The 17,281-nt window shown below is 59.9% G+C and carries 13 protein-coding genes and 1 pseudogene; 3 read left to right on the forward strand and 11 right to left on the reverse strand.

Annotation, left to right across the window (positions count from 1 at the left end; genetic code table 11):
- Positions 1–94: 94 nt before the first annotated feature.
- The 4 genes from ACTF4R_RS19130 to ACTF4R_RS19145 form a co-directional block, all read right to left on the reverse strand.
- A complete protein-coding gene (locus ACTF4R_RS19130; protein ID WP_440009835.1) occupies positions 95–1,393 on the reverse strand; it encodes an MFS transporter in 1,299 nt (432 codons plus the stop codon).
- Positions 1,394–2,308: 915 nt separating this feature from the next.
- On the reverse strand, positions 2,309–4,525 hold the full coding sequence (locus ACTF4R_RS19135) for a hypothetical protein (RefSeq protein ID WP_440009837.1): 2,217 nt from the start codon (positions 4,523–4,525) through the stop codon (positions 2,309–2,311).
- 33 nt (positions 4,526–4,558) lie between these two features.
- A complete protein-coding gene (locus ACTF4R_RS19140; protein WP_440009838.1) occupies positions 4,559–5,449 on the reverse strand; it encodes an AAA family ATPase in 891 nt (296 codons plus the stop codon).
- A gap of 351 nt (positions 5,450–5,800) precedes the next feature.
- Positions 5,801–6,391, reverse strand: coding sequence for a DUF7504 family protein (locus ACTF4R_RS19145; RefSeq protein ID WP_440009840.1), 591 nt, complete (start codon positions 6,389–6,391; stop codon positions 5,801–5,803).
- Positions 6,392–6,663: 272 nt separating this feature from the next.
- Here ACTF4R_RS19145 and ACTF4R_RS19150 point away from each other — a divergent pair, with 272 nt between their 5' ends.
- Positions 6,664–6,795: a DUF7503 family protein gene (locus tag ACTF4R_RS19150; RefSeq protein WP_440009843.1), complete on the forward strand. Its 132-nt coding sequence runs from the start codon at positions 6,664–6,666 to the stop codon at positions 6,793–6,795.
- On the opposite strand, the gene ACTF4R_RS19155 is transcribed toward ACTF4R_RS19150, so the two are convergent.
- The 6 genes and pseudogenes from ACTF4R_RS19155 to ACTF4R_RS19180 form a co-directional block, all read right to left on the reverse strand.
- Positions 6,792–8,918 (reverse strand): hypothetical protein, encoded by a 2,127-nt coding sequence (locus ACTF4R_RS19155; protein ID WP_440009845.1) that lies wholly within the window; start codon positions 8,916–8,918, stop codon positions 6,792–6,794. The two genes, ACTF4R_RS19150 and ACTF4R_RS19155, sit on opposite strands and share 4 nt — an antisense overlap.
- An 80-nt stretch (positions 8,919–8,998) precedes the next feature.
- Positions 8,999–9,709, reverse strand: coding sequence for a DUF7504 family protein (locus ACTF4R_RS19160; protein WP_440009848.1), 711 nt, complete (start codon positions 9,707–9,709; stop codon positions 8,999–9,001).
- 182 nt (positions 9,710–9,891) lie between these two features.
- Positions 9,892–9,996: pseudogene (locus ACTF4R_RS19165) on the reverse strand (SDR family oxidoreductase); the annotation flags it as partial.
- Between the two features lie 124 nt (positions 9,997–10,120).
- On the reverse strand, positions 10,121–11,893 hold the full coding sequence (locus ACTF4R_RS19170) for a hypothetical protein (protein ID WP_440009850.1): 1,773 nt from the start codon (positions 11,891–11,893) through the stop codon (positions 10,121–10,123).
- Between the two features lie 320 nt (positions 11,894–12,213).
- Complete coding sequence (locus tag ACTF4R_RS19175) at positions 12,214–12,900, reverse strand: helix-turn-helix domain-containing protein (protein WP_440009852.1); 687 nt, start codon at positions 12,898–12,900, stop codon at positions 12,214–12,216.
- A 252-nt stretch (positions 12,901–13,152) separates the two neighbouring features.
- Positions 13,153–13,764, reverse strand: coding sequence for a hypothetical protein (locus ACTF4R_RS19180; RefSeq protein WP_440009858.1), 612 nt, complete (start codon positions 13,762–13,764; stop codon positions 13,153–13,155).
- Positions 13,765–14,438: 674 nt separating this feature from the next.
- Here ACTF4R_RS19180 and ACTF4R_RS19185 point away from each other — a divergent pair.
- Together ACTF4R_RS19185 and ACTF4R_RS19190 are read left to right on the forward strand one after the other, a co-directional pair.
- On the forward strand, positions 14,439–15,890 hold the full coding sequence (locus tag ACTF4R_RS19185; RefSeq protein WP_440009861.1) for a glucoamylase family protein: 1,452 nt from the start codon (positions 14,439–14,441) through the stop codon (positions 15,888–15,890).
- Positions 15,891–15,978: 88 nt separating this feature from the next.
- A complete protein-coding gene (locus ACTF4R_RS19190; protein WP_440009864.1) occupies positions 15,979–16,998 on the forward strand; it encodes a TrmB family transcriptional regulator sugar-binding domain-containing protein in 1,020 nt (339 codons plus the stop codon).
- Between the two features lie 12 nt (positions 16,999–17,010).
- On the opposite strand, the gene ACTF4R_RS19195 is transcribed toward ACTF4R_RS19190, so the two are convergent.
- Positions 17,011–17,193, reverse strand: a complete 183-nt coding sequence (locus ACTF4R_RS19195) for a hypothetical protein (protein ID WP_440009867.1) — start codon at positions 17,191–17,193, stop codon at positions 17,011–17,013.
- Between the last annotated feature and the right edge of the window lie 88 nt (positions 17,194–17,281).

The raw sequence follows: 17,281 nt of genomic DNA on the forward strand, positions 1-17,281 counted from the left end.
CTTCGATCACGCTTTCTGTATGGGCCTTCCTCTGAAAGTTCGATTCCGGATTGCCACCCCTTCGGAACGTCGTGAGTAGGGGTGCCGAGTCGTGTTATTCCCCGTTGCGGCCGGATGACGTTGTCACGTCGAACGCCGCCGGGTCGGCGTCTCCGACCGAGGGGAGTTGCCGGAGTCGCGGGCGCACGAGGATGTACAGCCCCGTGAACCCGAATCCGAACGCGGCCAGCCCCATCGTCGTCGTCGTCCCCAGCATCTCGGCGACGATGCCGCCGACTAGTGATCCGAGCGGCAGCGTGGCCCCCGAGGCAGTGCCCTTGATGGACGACACGCGACCGAGGAGGTCGGCCGGAAACACGGTCTGGTTCAGCGTCGACGTGAGTACACCGCTGATGCCTGCAGGCACCCAAGCGAGTCCGAACAGGACGACAGTGAGTGCCGTCGACGGCGTGTACACTGCGGCGAGCCAGCAGCACGCGGCCAACGAGTGGCCGACGAGCTTCAGCCGTCCGTACCCAACGTTTTCGAGATAGGGCGCAACGAGCGAGCCGACGAGTCGGCCGATACCGAGCGCGCCGAGCAACAGGCCGTAGACGGCGGGGCCGCCGAGCGCGTCGCCGAACGACGGTAGGATTGCGAGCGTCACGCCGGTCGCAAAGTTGGCAACCGCCGTCATGAACACCAGTTCGACGAAGACGGTCCCACGGAGCACGTCGACCCCGGCCCGTAGGTCGGCGACGTATGAGCCGAGCACCGACTCGCCAGTTCGCTCCCGATCTCCGTCCGCAGCATTGGACGTCGGTACGGCGATACCGGCGAACAGCAGGCCGGCAACGGCGAACGTGACCGAGTCGAACAGGAACAGCGTCGTTGCGCCGAAGACGGCGATGAACACGCCGCCGAGCGCGTCGAACACCATGTCAAGTCCGAGCGTGACGGTTGCGAGCGCGGAATTAGCTCGCGACAACCGTGTGTCGGCCACGATGCGAGGAACGAGCGCCGTCTGCATCGGTGCCATCAGCAGCGTCGCCAGCGTCAGCACCGGGACCACTGCGAGCAGGACCCCGACGCTCAGCCGTCCCGTCGCTGCGACGAGTGGGAGCGCGAGAACCACGATACCCTGCAGAACCTGTGATCCCACGAGCACGGGCTTGAGTGGGAGTCGGTCCACGATCGGCCCGGCGAGGATCTGCAAGAGCCACGGGAGCAACAACAGCGTGTTCGCGATTCCCGTGAGGACGGTCGAGCCGCTGAGTTCGAACACGAGCCAGAGGACGGCGACGGTGTAGAGGCTGTCCCCGGCGTTCGTCACGAACTGTCCGGCGAAGAATCGGCGGAAGTCGGAGTTGTGCCACAGCGATGGCTCTTCCACATCTGCGTCAGCTGTGGTCATCGGCGACCACCTCCGGCGGTCGTCGGCCGTGGTTCGAGCGGTCGCTGCGACCGCGAGCGATACGTCTGCTGTTCGAGAGGCGATGCGAGGTCGGGCGAGCCCCGGCTGTGCGCCGGCGACTCAGCGGATATCGGCATAGGCGTGTGTGTTTGACCGGTACACTGCGGCTACAGGACGTAGCGAAACGAACCCGAGTGCTGCGGCTATCGGGCCCGTCGCGCGGCGGGGAGCGCGAGCGGATCAAACACCGGACGACACGCGAGCCGGCAAGTCATAGAGCGCTTCACACGACATGTGAGCAACGGTACACATAGTTCTGATGGTTCCGTGGGTAGTACACGGAAGTGAAACCTGCTAGATGACATCTCTCGAGAAGTCCGACGTGTATCCGGACCGACGACAGAGCTGGAAAAAAGACAAGCCCGCGTGTGAGGATTCGGAGTGGCAGGGTTGATAATACAGGATCGTATCGAGTCCCTCGTCGACGACCTCACCCTCGACGAGAAGATTCAGTTCGTTCACGGCGTAGCTCCCCCGAAGTGAGAGCAACCGGATACGTTCCGGGCGTGGAGCGGCTCGGCATACCGCCGCTGAAGCTCGTCGACGGTCCACCAGGAATCCGTGCGGAGGGCGAATCCGTGACAGCATTTCCCGCCTCAATCTCCCTGGCCCCTCGTGGAATCCGTCGCTCGCCCGCCGAGGTAGGCCGTTCGGACGTACTCGTCTCCACGGAGCGCTTCGGGGTCGCCTTCCCGCTCTATCGTCCCGTTCTCCACGCCAGCATCTGCTGTTCCGATACCCCGAGGATGACGAGCATAAATTCCCCATAATCGAGCACAGGCCTTCCGTACGCTCGGAACCTCCATATCTATCGCTCCACGGTGATTCAGCCGAAAACAAGCGTTCCGAGAGACGTCAGACGTCGTCACTGCGGCGAGCGCCATCGACCTGACCGCGATACACGTCGACGAGTCGCTCGGTGAGGTTCGACCGGCCGGCCAGCGCGTATCCCCACTCCCCGAAGATTTCCTGCAGGGTCCCCTCGTCTATTTCGTCGCCGACTCCGATGCCGATGACCGCGGCGTCGTGATCGCGACGTGTCCGCCGAACCTGTTCTCTCGCGTCCGCCACCGCCGCTTCCGGATCGGGTGTCGTTCCGCCGAGCGGAATGTTCGGTTTCCCGTCCGTTATCACGATGAGCACTCGCTCTCTGCTGCCGTCGGTCTCGAGGAGACCGCGAACGTCCTCGATTCCCGCGGCAGTCGGCGTGTCGTCCATCTCGCTGATAGCGTTCAGGTGGTGCCACTGGAACTTCTCGTTGGGGCCCGTTACGAGCGGTGTTTCGATTCGGTTCCCGTTCTCCCCGTCGGTTCCGAACCCGCTGGCGACGACGTCGTCGCCGACGATTGAGGCCGCCCTGGAGAGCGCGCCCAGGGCGACCTTCGCCTCGAAGACGTCCATGCTCCTGCTCAGGTCGATCGCGACGCCGACCGTTCGGTCGCTGGCGTCGGTTCGCCGCCGGTGACGGAACACGTCCTGTCGGTGCGATGCGCCAGCGCGTTGACGCACGGCCGCTCCAACGTCGAGACGCTCGCCACGCCGTCCCCTCCGCTCGGCGGTGCGCGTCCCGAACGCGGAGAACGCCGCCTCTATCTCCCGGGCGAGTCCCCGTCTGTCGAGTTCGGCCCTGACGTCCGCCGCGTCGCCGTGCGCCGACGTCCGCGCGTCACGGGCCGCTTTCCGCGCCGTGACGTCGTTCGCCGGGAGTCGTTCCGTCCGCTGCAGGTCGTGCCACCGATGCGCGGTGTTCGCGTCCGGCCGTCCGTACGAACGGTCGCTACACCGGTACCAGTCGGCGGCCGTGCCCTCGTCCGCCACGTCCGTCGCCGCGTCCACGGTCGTCGCGGTCTCCCGCTCCGCGCCGTCGCCCAACTCGAGTTCGTCCCCGTCCGAGGAGGGTGAGTCCAGTTCGGAGAGGTCGGAGTGGTCTAGCGTCCCGAGGGCCTCCGGCGAAACCGTGCGGAGCGCGTCGACGTCGATGCGTTCCGGCCGAACCGTCTCGGGGTCGACGTCGTGCGGTAACGTTCCGTCGGCGGTCAGGAAACCCTCCGCGGAGTGTCCCGCTGCGGCGAGCCGACGGTACAGCGCGGCCGCGGTCGCCTCGCGTTGTTCCTCTTCGCTGGCACGACCGGCGAGTCCGGGGGTGAACGTGCGGAGTAGCCAGCGCCACGCCCCGAGCACTCCGGACTTTTCGGCCGCCCACCGCAGGAGAGCGAGTATGCGGAGCTTCCCGAGTAGCCGGCGTATCGCGCCGAGAAGGCCGCTGGCGAACAGGACGGTGACGGCGACAAGGGTCGATGAGACGTCTCTCAGCGCGTCGCCCAGAACTGCACGCGCGGTTATCGGTTCGAACGCGTCCCCCGGGACGCGGCGAACGTCGGAAGTGGAGTCAGTGGGAAACGTCGCGTCCCTCGCGTACTCGTCGGCGATTTGCGGGACGGCGATACGTGACAGGAGCGCGTCGGTCACGCGACGCGCCCGCTCCCGTCGTCGCGACGCGTCGTGTTCGCGTCTGGCTTCGACGAGGTGGCGGCGGGCTCGGCCGAGGAACGCGCGAACGCCGTCGTCTACCGACGCGATTCCCTTCGCGTGCCCCGCCAGGGCGAGCTGACAGACCCCCTCGACCAGCGCCGCCTCCCGGGGAAGCGCGTCCAGCGGCGGACGTCGGTCGTCGTCGGCCATGACGACGTCGGCTTTGAACGCGACGGTTCGTCGCAGTCCCTTGAACTCGTTCGTCCGCTGCTCGTCGACGTACACGTTCTCGACCAGACTCCGTACGACTCCGGCCACGTGCGGTGCCGTCGGATAGTCGCGGACGAACCCCTCGAACTCGTCGCGTGCTCCTGTACGTATGCGCCAGGCGTGGTGACTCAACGCGTCGACGACGAACCGCAGTTCGTTAGCCTCGGACAGTTCCACGTCGGCGTCGATGTCGGTCGAAACGGCGACCGTGTCCTCGTCGACGACGAACGAACGGTCGGCGAACACCACGTCGAGGCGTTCGCCGTCGGTGTGGACGCTCGAGAGCGTTTCGAGGAGATTTCGGAGCGCGTCGCTTTCTCGTAACACCATTGTGGTCGTCTCGAGTTCGTATCCGGACGGAAGTTACGCGCTCCCGTTCCCCTTCACCGCCCTTCGCTCGTCGGCGAGCCAGTCTTCGACCGCGTCTCTTCCCACGGGTATTCCGGAGAGTCGGTTCTTCACTATCTCCACGGCCTGTTCCCGCGCGGCGCGGTTCTCGTCGTAAAACGGGTGGAGAACGGCGTCGCGTGCCGCTTCGACCGCCGGATCGTCGAGACCCGCGTCCTGGTACGCGAAGGCGGTGCGCGCCCAGGAGAGAACCATCGCGGTGGGGACGCCGGCGTTTATCGCCGACCCGTTCTCGTCGTGGGCTTGCGTACGGATGTCGTTCGCCGTCTTCACGATTTCGGTGGCCAGCGGCAACGATACGGGGGTCTGATCGGAAACCAGTCGCGCCTCCTTCTCGACGTCGACCAGCCCGAGATAGGTGATCGAGAACTTGTTACCGAAGCGCCGGCGCTCGGCCCTGTCGAGACGCTCCGTGACGTATTCCGGTCCCTGGTTGACCGTCGCGATCACGATCAGGTTCTGCGGGTCTCCCTGGACGATTTCTCCGCCGCGACCGTCGAGTTCTACGCGCCCCCGGTCGTCGAGAGCGCTGAACAGAACCCCTTTGGCCTCGGGCCGGACGCGGTTCACCTCGTCGAGCAGGAGAACGACCGGTCCCTCTCGGCTCGCGAGCAACGCCCTGGTGAGCGGTCCGTCGTTCCACATCGTCCGATCGTCGACGAGGACCGGCGAACCGAGCAAATCGGCCTCGTGGAGGCTGTACTTCCCCTGGATGGTGATGAGGGGGACGTCCAAGTGAGAGGCCAAGTAGCGCGCGCAGTGCGTCTTCCCACATCCCGTCGGTCCACCGAGCAGGAATCGGGGTAGTTTCCCGGTTTTCCTCCGCATGCGGATGTCGGCCAGCATGCGGTCGAGTTCGTCCTCGTTCTGGACGTACCTCGGAACGTCCGTCTGGTGGTACTCCTCGAAATCGTACTCCCTGTCCACGGGCATCCCGGTGATAACGTCGCGTTGCTCGTCCGACATGGTTTGTTAACGCCGATTTCGTCTTCTCGCCGTCGATTCCATACGGTCGTAATTCGGCACAACGGTTCAATGAAACTGTGATGATTTAAGTATTGCCTATCTCGCCGGGCCGCCGATACCACCTTGGAGAGGAGTACGATGATGAAATACGGTCGGCCAAAATAGAAGTTGACCTGAAAGCTTCTCCCGCCGTCGTGAGTGGCGGACCCGTCAGCGAGCAGGGTAGGTAATCTACTCTTCGTATTCGATGACCGTATCGAAGAGGCCCCTGAGCGTTGCTACCGTTTGCCGGTCGTGTGCCCCGGGCGTGATCTTGTAGCAGGCACGGGCGTTTGCGGTCTGGACACGGCCGACGAGCGTGTGCAGAAATCGGAATGCGGTCTGGACGCTGTCGGTGTACTGGAGGAGGGCTGTCAGTGAGTCGAAGCAGACTGCCGTCTCGTGTGGATTCTCGTCCCAGTCGGTGAGATACTCGCTAATCGTGATGCCGAGTTCCGTGAGGTTACTGGGGTTCCCCACGGTCGCAAGCACGTCGGGTGTCGGTGCTGTCGCCGAAGACGCCTGTGTGCTCGCCATCGATCGCGTTGTTTCGCCAACCTGGATAATGCCGAGGTTAGCGGGGTGCTCACCGGCGTGATCGAGCCACGATTGCGTCCATTCGTCGGGAGACCGGACGTACGAAATGATGAGGATATTCGTCTTATCTGGGGGTGTAGCCATGAGGAACTCTAATACATTGGCGTCGCCGTCAGCGGCTATCGCCGGCGTATGAACGAGAACGTTCGTGCTACCATCCTCACGTCCCTGCGCACGAGCACTCATCTGGTAGTTATATTTATTTGAACTACCTTATAGTTAATCGATCAATCGTCTCTTTGTCGGGGAAACTGCACCGTAGTAGTTGCTCAGTACGAGTATGCTACATGCTCGTTCTCCCGTGAGCCATGCCCTCTCTTGGGACAGGAGAAATACTCATTAATTCACAACGGTAGTGTTGGCCTTGTTATATTATACTAACTGATAAAAACACACTGTATTTATGAAATATATATTAAAATATTTTTATATTACTAAGGGCTGGAACTATAATCGTCATGTCCGATAAAGCACTAGTCGACTACGTTGCATCGAATCCGCGAAAAATGGGCGTCATCTTCACGATGTGCCTGCTACTCGCGCAGGCCGGCAACGTCGCCGGCAATGTAGCCGCTCATTCTGGCCCCTAATTGAATTCTGTCACAACATCGCTACTCCATCGAAGCTCACTGTTGAATCGAACTGGAACGTCAGTCAGCTCAAGAAATGACCTTAGTTCGCTACGGGTAGCGTCTATATCTTCAATCGTACTGGAGCTGAGCGCGTACGTCTCAATAGAGTCAATTTTAGGTATGACAACGCTACCTAGTTCATGACGATCAGTTGGGTATGTTTTTAAATGGAAATTAATCGGGTCGTCAGCTGATTCTATCGTCACTACGTTGGGAACGGAACCCCCTGATTGTGTCACAGGAAGGCTACCGTCACCGACAACGAGATACTGTCCACCAACGATGCTTTCATCCTGTGCGATATCCAGAGCCGCTTCTAGAGGAAACCCACTGTTGAGCAGGCGAGCCATCGTTCGCCCAATGCGAACTGCGCCACTATTGATAACGTCGCTTAGCGTGACGACACCGCCAATTGCTCCTGCTTCGATAAGGTGACAGCCTTGTGTATATGACTGGCATGCATTCAGGAAGAACGCATCGACAGCCACTGAATCAATCGAACCAGCGTCAAGCAGGCCGTCCGTACATTGGAATCCTCCCTCGTCAATATGTCCAATATAATGGAAGAAGTCCGTCTCTCTCGACAGCACTGACGTGAGTTCAGACCTTGAAAGGCTATGGAATGTTTGGATCGTGAATGGAAGATCGTCACGAGATCCATAGATCGTATCGATAGCGTTCTGTTCGTCCGCCATATCGGCGTCATTACAGACGACGGTGATATCGATATCTCCTGTGGTCGGTTCCCGATCAAGGCGATTCTCGAAGGCCGACGCAAGGAGTTTGTTCGCGCCGACCGGCGTATCCTCACCGACCCATGCCTGATACAGTGAATCCGCTGTATCCGGTTGCACGTACGACTCAACGTTCTCCGATGACCGGGAGGAGGTACTACGTGTGAACTCGTCGGTGCGGAAATAGTCCTCCACAGCTTCCGTCTGCACCGCAGACTGCGGAATGTCGTCGGCCCGAGGAGCCTGGACAACCGCCAGATCGTCCACCAAGAACGGGAGCATCTCGATGCTGTCTGGAGTCAGGGTCACGTGACTCGTAAGTTGCCACGTCGGCACTGCCGACTCGATTACGTCGAACGGAATCTGCAGGTAGTGGCGGAGCTGTTCTGTCAGTGGCTGGTCGTAGAGGTGTGCGAAATCGACGTCGACCCGTGGTTCGACGGACTCGTATTCGGCGAGCGGCACCGAATAATAGCCCTCGGTCCGGGTCAGACAGTCGAGCGTGAACACGTGCTTGAGGATGCGCTCGACGTGCCTGTCGAAGTCTTGTCCGTCCTCCAGCGAGTATTCGAACCCGTCTGTTGTTCTGAGGAGCGGGCGGTCACCCGAGACGATGTCGGCGCCGAGGTAGTACGCGAGTGGCGCTGCGACGTACAGGTATCGGTACTCCGGTGGAAGGACGAGTTCGATTCCGGTTTCCGGTCGTTCGAGGTGGTCTGGAATCGAAAGCTGGTCGCCGAGTTCGACTGTTGGTGGATGGCCACGGAGCGTCGGGTACGACCGTTCGGGGCTGGTGGTTTTGAGTGCTGATCCGAACGTCGAGACGGCGGCCATCATGTCTTCGGGATCGCTCGTCGTCGTGACTGTGGTTGCTGGATGTTCGTGATGCGACCGAGCGCCGACAAGCACGTCGGTCGTGTCGCCGAACGTGATCTCCGTCGTCTCGGTATCAGCTCGGATCGTGACAGTGTCCTCAACCTTGATATAGGTCTTGACTGGCCCGGCGATTTCGAGATAATATGTGTCGTGTGGTAATGAGGCCTCACCGGAGGGTTCGATACTCGCAACCATGCCGTCTGTGGCGGTGTGTGCGTATACACAGACGCCGATTGGCAGCGTAATCGACGCCGTTTGGATTTGGGTTGCGGCGTCGACGGGGAAGCGAAACCGGTCGGTGTCACACGCCGTTTGCAATGGCGGGCCGTTGGTTGAGGTGTAGAGGGAGAAGCGGTGGCGTTCGATTGGGTCGATGATTTCGAGTCCGGCAGGGGATTCGAGCGGAACAAATGCGAGGGACCCGGCTGTCGCCCGGTCTGTGAATGCGGAGTCCGCGTCGAATTTAGTCACAGTACTGTCGAAGTGGCAACGCTACAAGAAAAAAGTATCGGCATAAATAACTAAGATACACGATGAAAGCTGCGCTACTACTACGAGGGGTTAGAGGGAGACAGCCACCGCGTCGTCCAATCCTGGTCCGGGAAATGCCAGCGCTGCTGAAGTATGCCATCCTGAAGTCGGAGTTCGACGATTGCATCGAACAACGACTCAAGCATGGCGACGGCTTCTGTGGTTCGTGAGCGCGGCAGATGGAAATGACTCATCCCGTTGACTGACTTCACTCGTCCGATCAGGACGTGGAGGAACTGGAAGAGCATCTCCCGGTCACGGTCGAGAAGGGGTGTGAGCGAGTCGAAACACAGTCGGAGTTCGGCCGAGTCCAACCCGTTCGCCGTGTCGTTGAAGCGCTCGATCGATTGCGAGATTTCAATGCCGAGTTCACCGAGGCTGCCGTCAAGCACGGTCGATGGGAGCGAGCTATCGCCTGCAGGCTGGCTGGCTGCCGTACTACGGTGGGTCGTCTCGTAGCGGATGAGTTGGGCCTTGGATTCGTCATCTGGCAATGTCGAATGTTCGAACGCGCCCGTCGACGGGCCAGTTGTCGTCGAAACGAACAGACGGCGACGCGTTGCGTGTGCAGAACTGCCGAGCATCTGTCGGCATGCTCGTGCATGCAAGTGATGCGGGAGGTCGCCGACGACGAGCAATGCTGCGCCAGTTGATTTCAGTTGCGAGAGAACTTCGGGGAACCGTCGCTTCTCCCCCTGCGATTGCTCGTCTCGAGCGTCGCCCCGTACCATCTCTTAGAACGGTTCGTCCACAACACATAAAAATTATTATCCTAGATGAGTGTACAACTCTCACCCGGTTTAATTCAGGCCGACGAACGCGGCCGCATCTACGAAGAGGCGAAACTGCGAGCGTTCACCGAATGCAGTTGACTGGCGGTGACCGCCAGCACCAACGTGAAGGCCTTGCCGGTTCAGAAGCTGAACAGGTCGACTCCCCCGGTGACGCCAATAACTTGCCCCGTTACGTAGTTCGCCTGCTCGGAGCAGAGGGACGCGACCAGATTGGCGACGTCCTGACGATGCGACCCCACTACCGCTCGAGCATGTTCGGGAACACCTCCCTCGTAACGTCCATGGTCGAAGGGGGACGGTGAATGGCTGTGGAGCTGTCGCAGGTTCGAGGAAGGACGTACGCGGGGCCTACTCGTGGCCAGAGACGTCTTCGAACGAGACTTCGGCGATTCTGGTGAAGTAGGGGTCTCGCTCCGGCTGGTCCACGGGTATGTCGATGTCTGGTGAGTACTGGCTCACGGTCCAGAAACGGCCGGACGACGGGTCGATGGAGACGCCGTTGTAGTCACCCCAGCGTTCAACGTCTCCAGGTAGCGCATCGTACTTGGACTTCCCTTCCTCGACGACAACGGAGTCTTCGAGTTCACCGGCCGTGTAGTCAGCTGTTCGACCGGCAACGTCCATCCGCGGGAACGTGTCGGGACCGCTCACGTTGTGAGCGATAACCGTGGCTTCGCCGTTCGTACGAATCGTCGGGATGAAGTACGACTTCCCGGGTTCGCCGTAGAGCCCGCTCTGGACGACCGTCCGAGATGCGGCGTCGATCTCGAACCACTGGATAGCTGCAACCGGACGGCCGTTGCCGTTCCAGTCTACGGCTGTCGAGTGGGCGGTCCACAGCGAGCCGTCGCTGTAGTCGGCGTTCATGAGCCGTGTGCCGAGCGTGTCGATGAGCGACGAGGATTCAGGCTGGCGAGCCGGCGGCGGTGACGCATAGGGACTCGCGTCGATAGTGAAACAGTCCAGCGAGGGAACGTCCGTCGGGTTCGTTACCTCCCAGAGCGTTAGTTCGTCGCTGTCGAACCCGGCGTTGACCATGTAGAACGTACCGTCCCTACCGCCGGAGTACGCTTGTTGTGCCGGCTGGACGGTGAACGTGAACGGTCCGTCTGGGTCGTTCATCTCGTCGAAGTGGTGAGTGGTCACGTCCTCGCCAGCGTACATCGCCGACTTGTCCAGCGTCGCCATCGTCACTTCGAACTTGGTCTGGCCGAAGAAGTTCTGCGAGAGGTAGACGGCGTCCCGATCGAACCCGAGCGTCGGGTAGTCGACGAGACCCGCGTTGTCGACACCACTGGCGTCTACAGGCGGAATTCGGTACACGTACCACTCGCCGTTGGGGTTACTGGTGGCGGAGGCAGCGACGACGAACCACCCTCTCGGTGGACGACTGATTTCTGCCTCGGCCAGCGGTTCGCCTTCCATTGCGGCTTTCTCGAGATCTTCGCGCTCGATTAGCTCGCCGCTCGTCGTGAGTCCGGGTTCGTACTGTGTCGCACAGAGGATGAACCGGTCGGCGTTCCGGTCGTAGCGGGCCCGCGGGTCGAACACGAACGGATACCCGTACGCGAACCCACCCGAAGGCTCGGGAATCACCGGTTCCCAGAGCCGTTCGAGTCGGAACAGTCGCTGACGTTGGCCTGCCTGTTTGTTGTAGATTGCGATCTGCTGATTCAACGCATGGATGATTTTCCCGTTTCCAACTGCGATCTGAGAGTCTGATGGCACACCGCCGCGTGTCTCCAGCGAGTTTACCCCGTCGTATTCGGTCAAAATGCTCAGCGACCCAGCCTGCTCGGCGTGCGGGTCGTGCGCGTTCTGTTTCGGTGGATGGCCCGAGTCGTCGCGGGCTGTCGTTCGCGGTGAAGCCGCTCCCATCGTTGGCGGGGTCTTCCCTCGGGCTTGGTCGGCACGAATCTGGCCGACATCGACGGATCCGACCTCGTGGGTCGCCGTGAACGGCCCTCTGGCACAGCCGGATTCTGCGGCGGTCACGGTGTCGCTAGTGATGCCGACCAGTGAGAGGCCGCTGATCCCTGCTCCAACAGCTTGCAGCAGTTGCCGGCGATCTACCGTCTGCCCGGTTTCTTCTCTGCCTTCATGTGATTGATTGTCTGGCATACATAGTATAATAAATGTTACTACCTCATAAATCTACTAGATAATAATTATATTTATTTCATAAGTACTCTTATGATTGCCGAGTAGTATCCTACAATCGAAGCCGACTCACCACGATATCGTCGATTGACAGCGCCGAAAGCAGTCTCCCGTGGTAGGCTCCAGAGGACGTCACTCGATTCCGACCGCGTCTGGCCTCACTGTCTCAGTTACCTACCTCGGTGAGTACGACGCATACCGAGAGTCGCAAGTAACAGCTCTGACCGACCGGCAAGAAGAGGTGCTTGTCATTTAAGCGGGGTCGCTCGCAGCGAGGCGTCTCAATCGGGGAGCGGCGGCCACGTCGTCGCTACCGTCTCCTGGATGACCTGGGTTTGAGCGCGACGCAGCCGCTCGGAGACCGAGGATGCAGAGATATCCAGCTCTGTGGCGACCCCTTCTAGAGAGGCCTGACGCGGGATGTCGAAGTAGCCCAGTTCGTAGGCCGTCCGAAGCGCCTCTTGCTGGCGGTCGGTTAGCCCATCACCCGGTGGTTCGGGCTCGCCCCCACGAGTGAGACGGTACAGTCGGAACCCGGCGTTACGCTGCCAGAACGACGAAAACTTGCCGAACGCATCTCGGTCGGCGAACCAGCCCGTCTGTCGCCACCCGTCTGGAATGACCTCGATCCGCTCGATGATAGCGTCAGCTGTGGCAAGGGCCTCGAGCCCCGCGAGGTCGTCGAGGTGGTCACCGAGTTGTCCTTCGAGGCTGAGCGCCGGTACCACCTGATAGCGACGGGTGTCGCCGGCCTGGCCGATTAGGGTCCACTCCCCGACATCGTAAGCGTCAGTGAAGGCGTTCTCGACCGCTGTCTGTGAGCCGCCGGTCACGGTGACGAGAAAAAGGGGCCGGTCACCGTGGTTGAACTGCAATTCAAGAGTCAGCGTCGGCTCGGGCACGGTCGTCGCCACTCCAGCGAGCGGTAGAGCCTCGCAGTCGATCTCGAATTCAGCGACAAGCCCCATACGGCATCGTTTCTGTCAATGCTAATGGAAGTGGCGAAAGACGCACCAGGAGGACGTCTCCAGTTCGGATGGAAGTGGGGGCCGCCTAGTCACCGCTCTCTGGGAAGCCCGAAACACGTGACTCGCGAGAGGCTTATTCGTCGTCGGAAATCCACGGTTCGAAGCGAACGGCGATAGTCGAGCAAGTCTCCGTTAGTGGAATCCGCACCTCGTTCGAGCGAATGGCGCAGGCGGTGAGCGGGGCGCGGTATCTTAATGATACTGCTGTTCGACTTCGAGAGTCTTTTGCACAGCATCGTCGAAGCGTTGCCGTAACTCGTCGCCGAAGTTCTGAATGTGTCCATCCTGTTGTACCATCTCCAACGAATCCCAGTTACCAGTCTCAGTTGCAGCGTAAAGTTGGGTGAACTTCTCTCCGTTGTTTCCGTATGCAATTGCGACCACGTACGGTTTTACTTCGTCGGTGTCGCCGGCAGAGTGTCTTCCGCGCCACTCTTCGATTTCAGTTACGCTTACCCTATCGAACGTCGTCAATTCGGCGCTGAATCCGCCCCCACCGAGTCGTTGAACCAGTTGTTCTCGATCCCATTCCCGCGTTTCACCACTGTCGATATCTGTCCCCGTTACGGTCTCGGGCGTGATGGACTCGATGGTCCAATTCGTGAGCCCTGACGCGGCCATCTCGGCTGTCGTCTTCGTGCTGACGTCGCCTTCTTGAATACGGTCACCCTCCTGAACGCGGATGTAACGAGGATTCGACGCCGGAAGGTCGATAAAAATCTCTCCTGCGTCCGTGTTGACCAGCGTATCGACTCCGTCGATGGTTCGAACTTCTAGCGTCTGCTTTGGGTTTTCTTTACTCATTGTAGTTGGTTGTAACGTATCGGGCTCGAACGCTCGTGAGATAGTACCGAAACTGCCGTCGGTGAGTTCGCCCGAAATCGATACAGGGTATGGCGTATCGATTCTACTCACTGACTTCCCCCCCCCACGTTCCCCTGCTCGGTATACTCCCGCCAGACGCTTCACCCTGTCGTCTGTTCACACAATCCAGTGATTCTTTCGTTCTCTTCGTCTCGTTCTTCGGCCGCTTCGCAAAATCATCGCGAGTCCGCCAAGTGAACTACTGTTCTACGATTGATGATTCTCCGCTGCACGTACTGGCCACGTTCGTTATGACGAACAGACTCCTGCGACGATGCGAGAGCGAACGCGACGAGGGAACGACGTGACTCCGCTGATCTGGGATGGATTCCGATCGTTTCGGAGGAGGGCCACTCCCGGTCTTGGCGAAACGTCGAGGACGACCCCGGCGAACGGTAATCCCCTCCGGAACTTTGTTCCCGTATCGGACGATTCACCCCGTGCCTAGCTCTCTGCGAGGAGAGAATTCCGCCGTGAACGGCGGGGAGGATATCACCGTCTGGTGACTGTCGGTCTGGTGTTCGCGGCTTCCGTAGCTACCGATCCGATTCCGCGAACAACATTGTTGTGCTAGTTCAACAGTTTAAAGTAGTGGTAGCCGAGGAACGCATGGTATGCCTGGCCATGGCTCGAAGGAGGATGAACAGACAGTCCCGCGACGAAACGTTCTCGGAACGATTGCTACAATCGGTGCCGGAACGACGGTGGGTACGGCTTCGGCCGCTTCTGACGCCGGTGGAAAAAGCAAATCGAGTGGAAGGCGTCTAGCGGGGCAACTCCGAGACATCGCACGGAAAACGTACAGATTTGTACAGAAGTTTACACATGGCCGGACTGGGTTCGTTCCGGACCGCGTCGACGAAACAGCGGGCGGCTACGAGGGTTCGGGACGGACATCGCCGGCGAACATCGGGGTGCAACTCCTAACCACCGTTAGCGCGAACGAACTCGGATTTCTCGACGACCGACGCGCGCGAAAGCGATTAGCGAACGTCCTCTCGACGCTTGAGCACGCAGAATCCTGGAACGGATTGTTTTATCGCTGGTATGACGTGGAGACCGGCGAAGTACATGAGTCCTCACCGAGCGCGAGAAACGTTTCGACGATCGATAACGGATGGCTCTCTGCCGGATTACTGGTCGTCAGCCATGCGTTCCCTGCGCTCCGTGACCGCGCATACCGTCTGGTCGAAGCCGCCGATTATACCGCCCTGTACGATCCGACAATCTACGACCTCTTCGAGGGCGCGGTGACGAAACCGGGGCACATGCACGCGAAGTACGACTCGGACGATGGACTCGTTGGTCACTATGGTTCCTTCAATACTGAACCACGTATTGCGTACTATCTCGCCATCGGCAAGGACGATATCGACTTTGGAAGCTGGTGGCAGATGTATCGAACGTTCCCGCCGGGAGACGATTTCAGTTGGACGAATCAGAACCCGTCTGGTACGACTCGGACATACAGTTCGGAATCGTTCGGCGAGATGTCCGTCTACGAGGGACACTACGAGTACCTGGGCGAAGCGTACGTTCCGAGCTGGGGCGGGAGTATGTTCGAATCGCTGATGCCATCGCTTGTTCTCAAGGAAAAGGAACTGGGAACCGCTGCGCTCGGGTTGAACAATCATCGTCAGGCACAACTGCAGGTCGAGTACGCGAGTGAGCAAGGGTACGACGCCTGGGGCTTTTCACCGTGTGCGACGCCCGACGGGTACGGAGTGTACGGCGTCGATGAATTAGGGATCAGTGGGTACGAGGAGGAGGGCATCGTCACGCCGCACGCAACGTTCCTGGCACTCGAATACGCGGACGACCGTGACGTCCTCGAAAATATCAGGACCCTCCGACGGTACGGGGCCGAGAGCCAGTTCGGGTTTTACGATTCTGTAGACGTCGTCTCGGGGGCCGTCACGAAATCGTATCTGATACTCGATCAAGCGATGGTTCTGGCGCCCATCGCGAACTATCTCATGGACGGTGTACTGCGTGACCATTTCCACGGCACGAGTGTCGGTTCGAGGCCCGAAGAACTGCTCTCGACTGAGACGTTCTCGATCTGATTGAGCAAACCTCTCGAAAGACAAATCTTCGTGGAACGTTTTCACCAATACAATGTCGTTACAGCGGGCTCGCGAGTTACTCTCGCAGATGGGACTTTCGGACAAAGAGATCGACGTGTACTTCGTCGTGCTAGAGCACGGCGAAGCGACCGTCACGGAAATTACGGAGGCCGTCGACATCTCGACGCGGTACGTGTATGACATCACCGAACAGTTGGCGGACCGAGACATTGTCGTCCTCAACGACTACGAGAATCCGACGACGATTCGTGCGATCGACCCCGAGAAAGCCATCGGAAACCTGATGGACGAGTTAGAGACTGTCGAATCCGAGCTCGAACAGCTGTTCACAGCACCGGAACCGTCGGACATCGAGTTCGACGTCATCCGGTCAGATCAAACAGCTCGAAGACAGATCAAGAAAATCATCGACGAGACGACCGACGAGATCGTACTCTCGATTCCCGGTTCCAGATATTCGGGATTCGCCGACGAGATCGAGAACGCTGCCAACCGCGGTGTCTCCGTCTTACTACTAGTCGAGAAAAACCGAGCGACACCACCGCTGGACGAGCTCGATATTCCGCATACGGTCGTTCGAGTTCTCGACACGCCACTTCCGCTGATGGTCGGAGCTGACGTCGAAGTGGGCATGCTCGGTCCGACCGGGTCGTTCACCGGAGCAGATGGTGGCCGGGATATCGTAACGGTCAGACAGCCTCAGCTGGTCGGGACTATCGTCGGGTCGTGCTTGAGCAACTACTGGCCGGTCGGCGAAGAGGTGTACGTCGCCAAGCCAGGGCCACTTCCTGAGACGTACGGTCACTTCCGTTCGGCTGTCCTCGAAGCAACGCTGCACCAGCGACGCGGCCACGAATTATCGGCGACGGCTGAAGTAACCCCACTTACGCGAGAGTCCTCGACCGACGTTCGGACTATCTCGGGCGAGATCGTCGAGATACGGCAAGGATTAGTCAATCCATCGACGAACACATTTCCACTCGAGGCGAGTCTGACGCTCGATACTGACGACGGTCGCTACAGCGTCGGCGGTCAGGGATCCCTGATGGAGGACTTCGAGGCGAAGCGAGTGACCCTCGAGCGGTGACAGTCAGCCAGTTCAGAACGGATCCCAGTCGATCGCTGCTAGAAAGCCACTCGCGACTAACCCGACGAGAATCAAGACGAGCGAGAGGATGGAGACGTAGTAACTGGCAGTTCCGGGTGTGACGTACGGGGCGCTGAAGAGGAGCAACACCAGGAGGATGGTGAACGTACTGAAGACGAGACGCCAGAGCCACATCTGTTACGGGTCCCTACGGTTTCCACGCATCTTAGGTGCTTGGCACCGGTCGAGAAATGATGGTCTCCTGCCAACCGTGGGCTGGACC

Source organism: Halomicrococcus pelagicus (genome assembly GCF_051917725.1).
GTDB lineage: Archaea > Halobacteriota > Halobacteria > Halobacteriales > Haladaptataceae > Halomicrococcus.

Coding starts and splice junctions, on each gene's coding strand:
- ACTF4R_RS19130 (WP_440009835.1), bottom strand. CDS start 1,393: ATGACCACAGCTGACGCAGATGTGGAAGAGCCATCGCTGTGGCACAAC.
- ACTF4R_RS19135 (WP_440009837.1), bottom strand. CDS start 4,525: ATGGTGTTACGAGAAAGCGACGCGCTCCGAAATCTCCTCGAAACGCTC.
- ACTF4R_RS19140 (WP_440009838.1), bottom strand. CDS start 5,449: ATGCTGGCCGACATCCGCATGCGGAGGAAAACCGGGAAACTACCCCGA.
- ACTF4R_RS19145 (WP_440009840.1), bottom strand. CDS start 6,391: ATGAGTGCTCGTGCGCAGGGACGTGAGGATGGTAGCACGAACGTTCTC.
- ACTF4R_RS19150 (WP_440009843.1), top strand. CDS start 6,664: ATGTCCGATAAAGCACTAGTCGACTACGTTGCATCGAATCCGCGAAAA.
- ACTF4R_RS19160 (WP_440009848.1), bottom strand. CDS start 9,709: ATGGTACGGGGCGACGCTCGAGACGAGCAATCGCAGGGGGAGAAGCGA.
- ACTF4R_RS19170 (WP_440009850.1), bottom strand. CDS start 11,893: ATGCCAGACAATCAATCACATGAAGGCAGAGAAGAAACCGGGCAGACG.
- ACTF4R_RS19175 (WP_440009852.1), bottom strand. CDS start 12,900: ATGGGGCTTGTCGCTGAATTCGAGATCGACTGCGAGGCTCTACCGCTC.
- ACTF4R_RS19180 (WP_440009858.1), bottom strand. CDS start 13,764: ATGAGTAAAGAAAACCCAAAGCAGACGCTAGAAGTTCGAACCATCGAC.
- ACTF4R_RS19185 (WP_440009861.1), top strand. CDS start 14,439: ATGCCTGGCCATGGCTCGAAGGAGGATGAACAGACAGTCCCGCGACGA.
- ACTF4R_RS19190 (WP_440009864.1), top strand. CDS start 15,979: ATGGGACTTTCGGACAAAGAGATCGACGTGTACTTCGTCGTGCTAGAG.
- ACTF4R_RS19195 (WP_440009867.1), bottom strand. CDS start 17,193: ATGTGGCTCTGGCGTCTCGTCTTCAGTACGTTCACCATCCTCCTGGTG.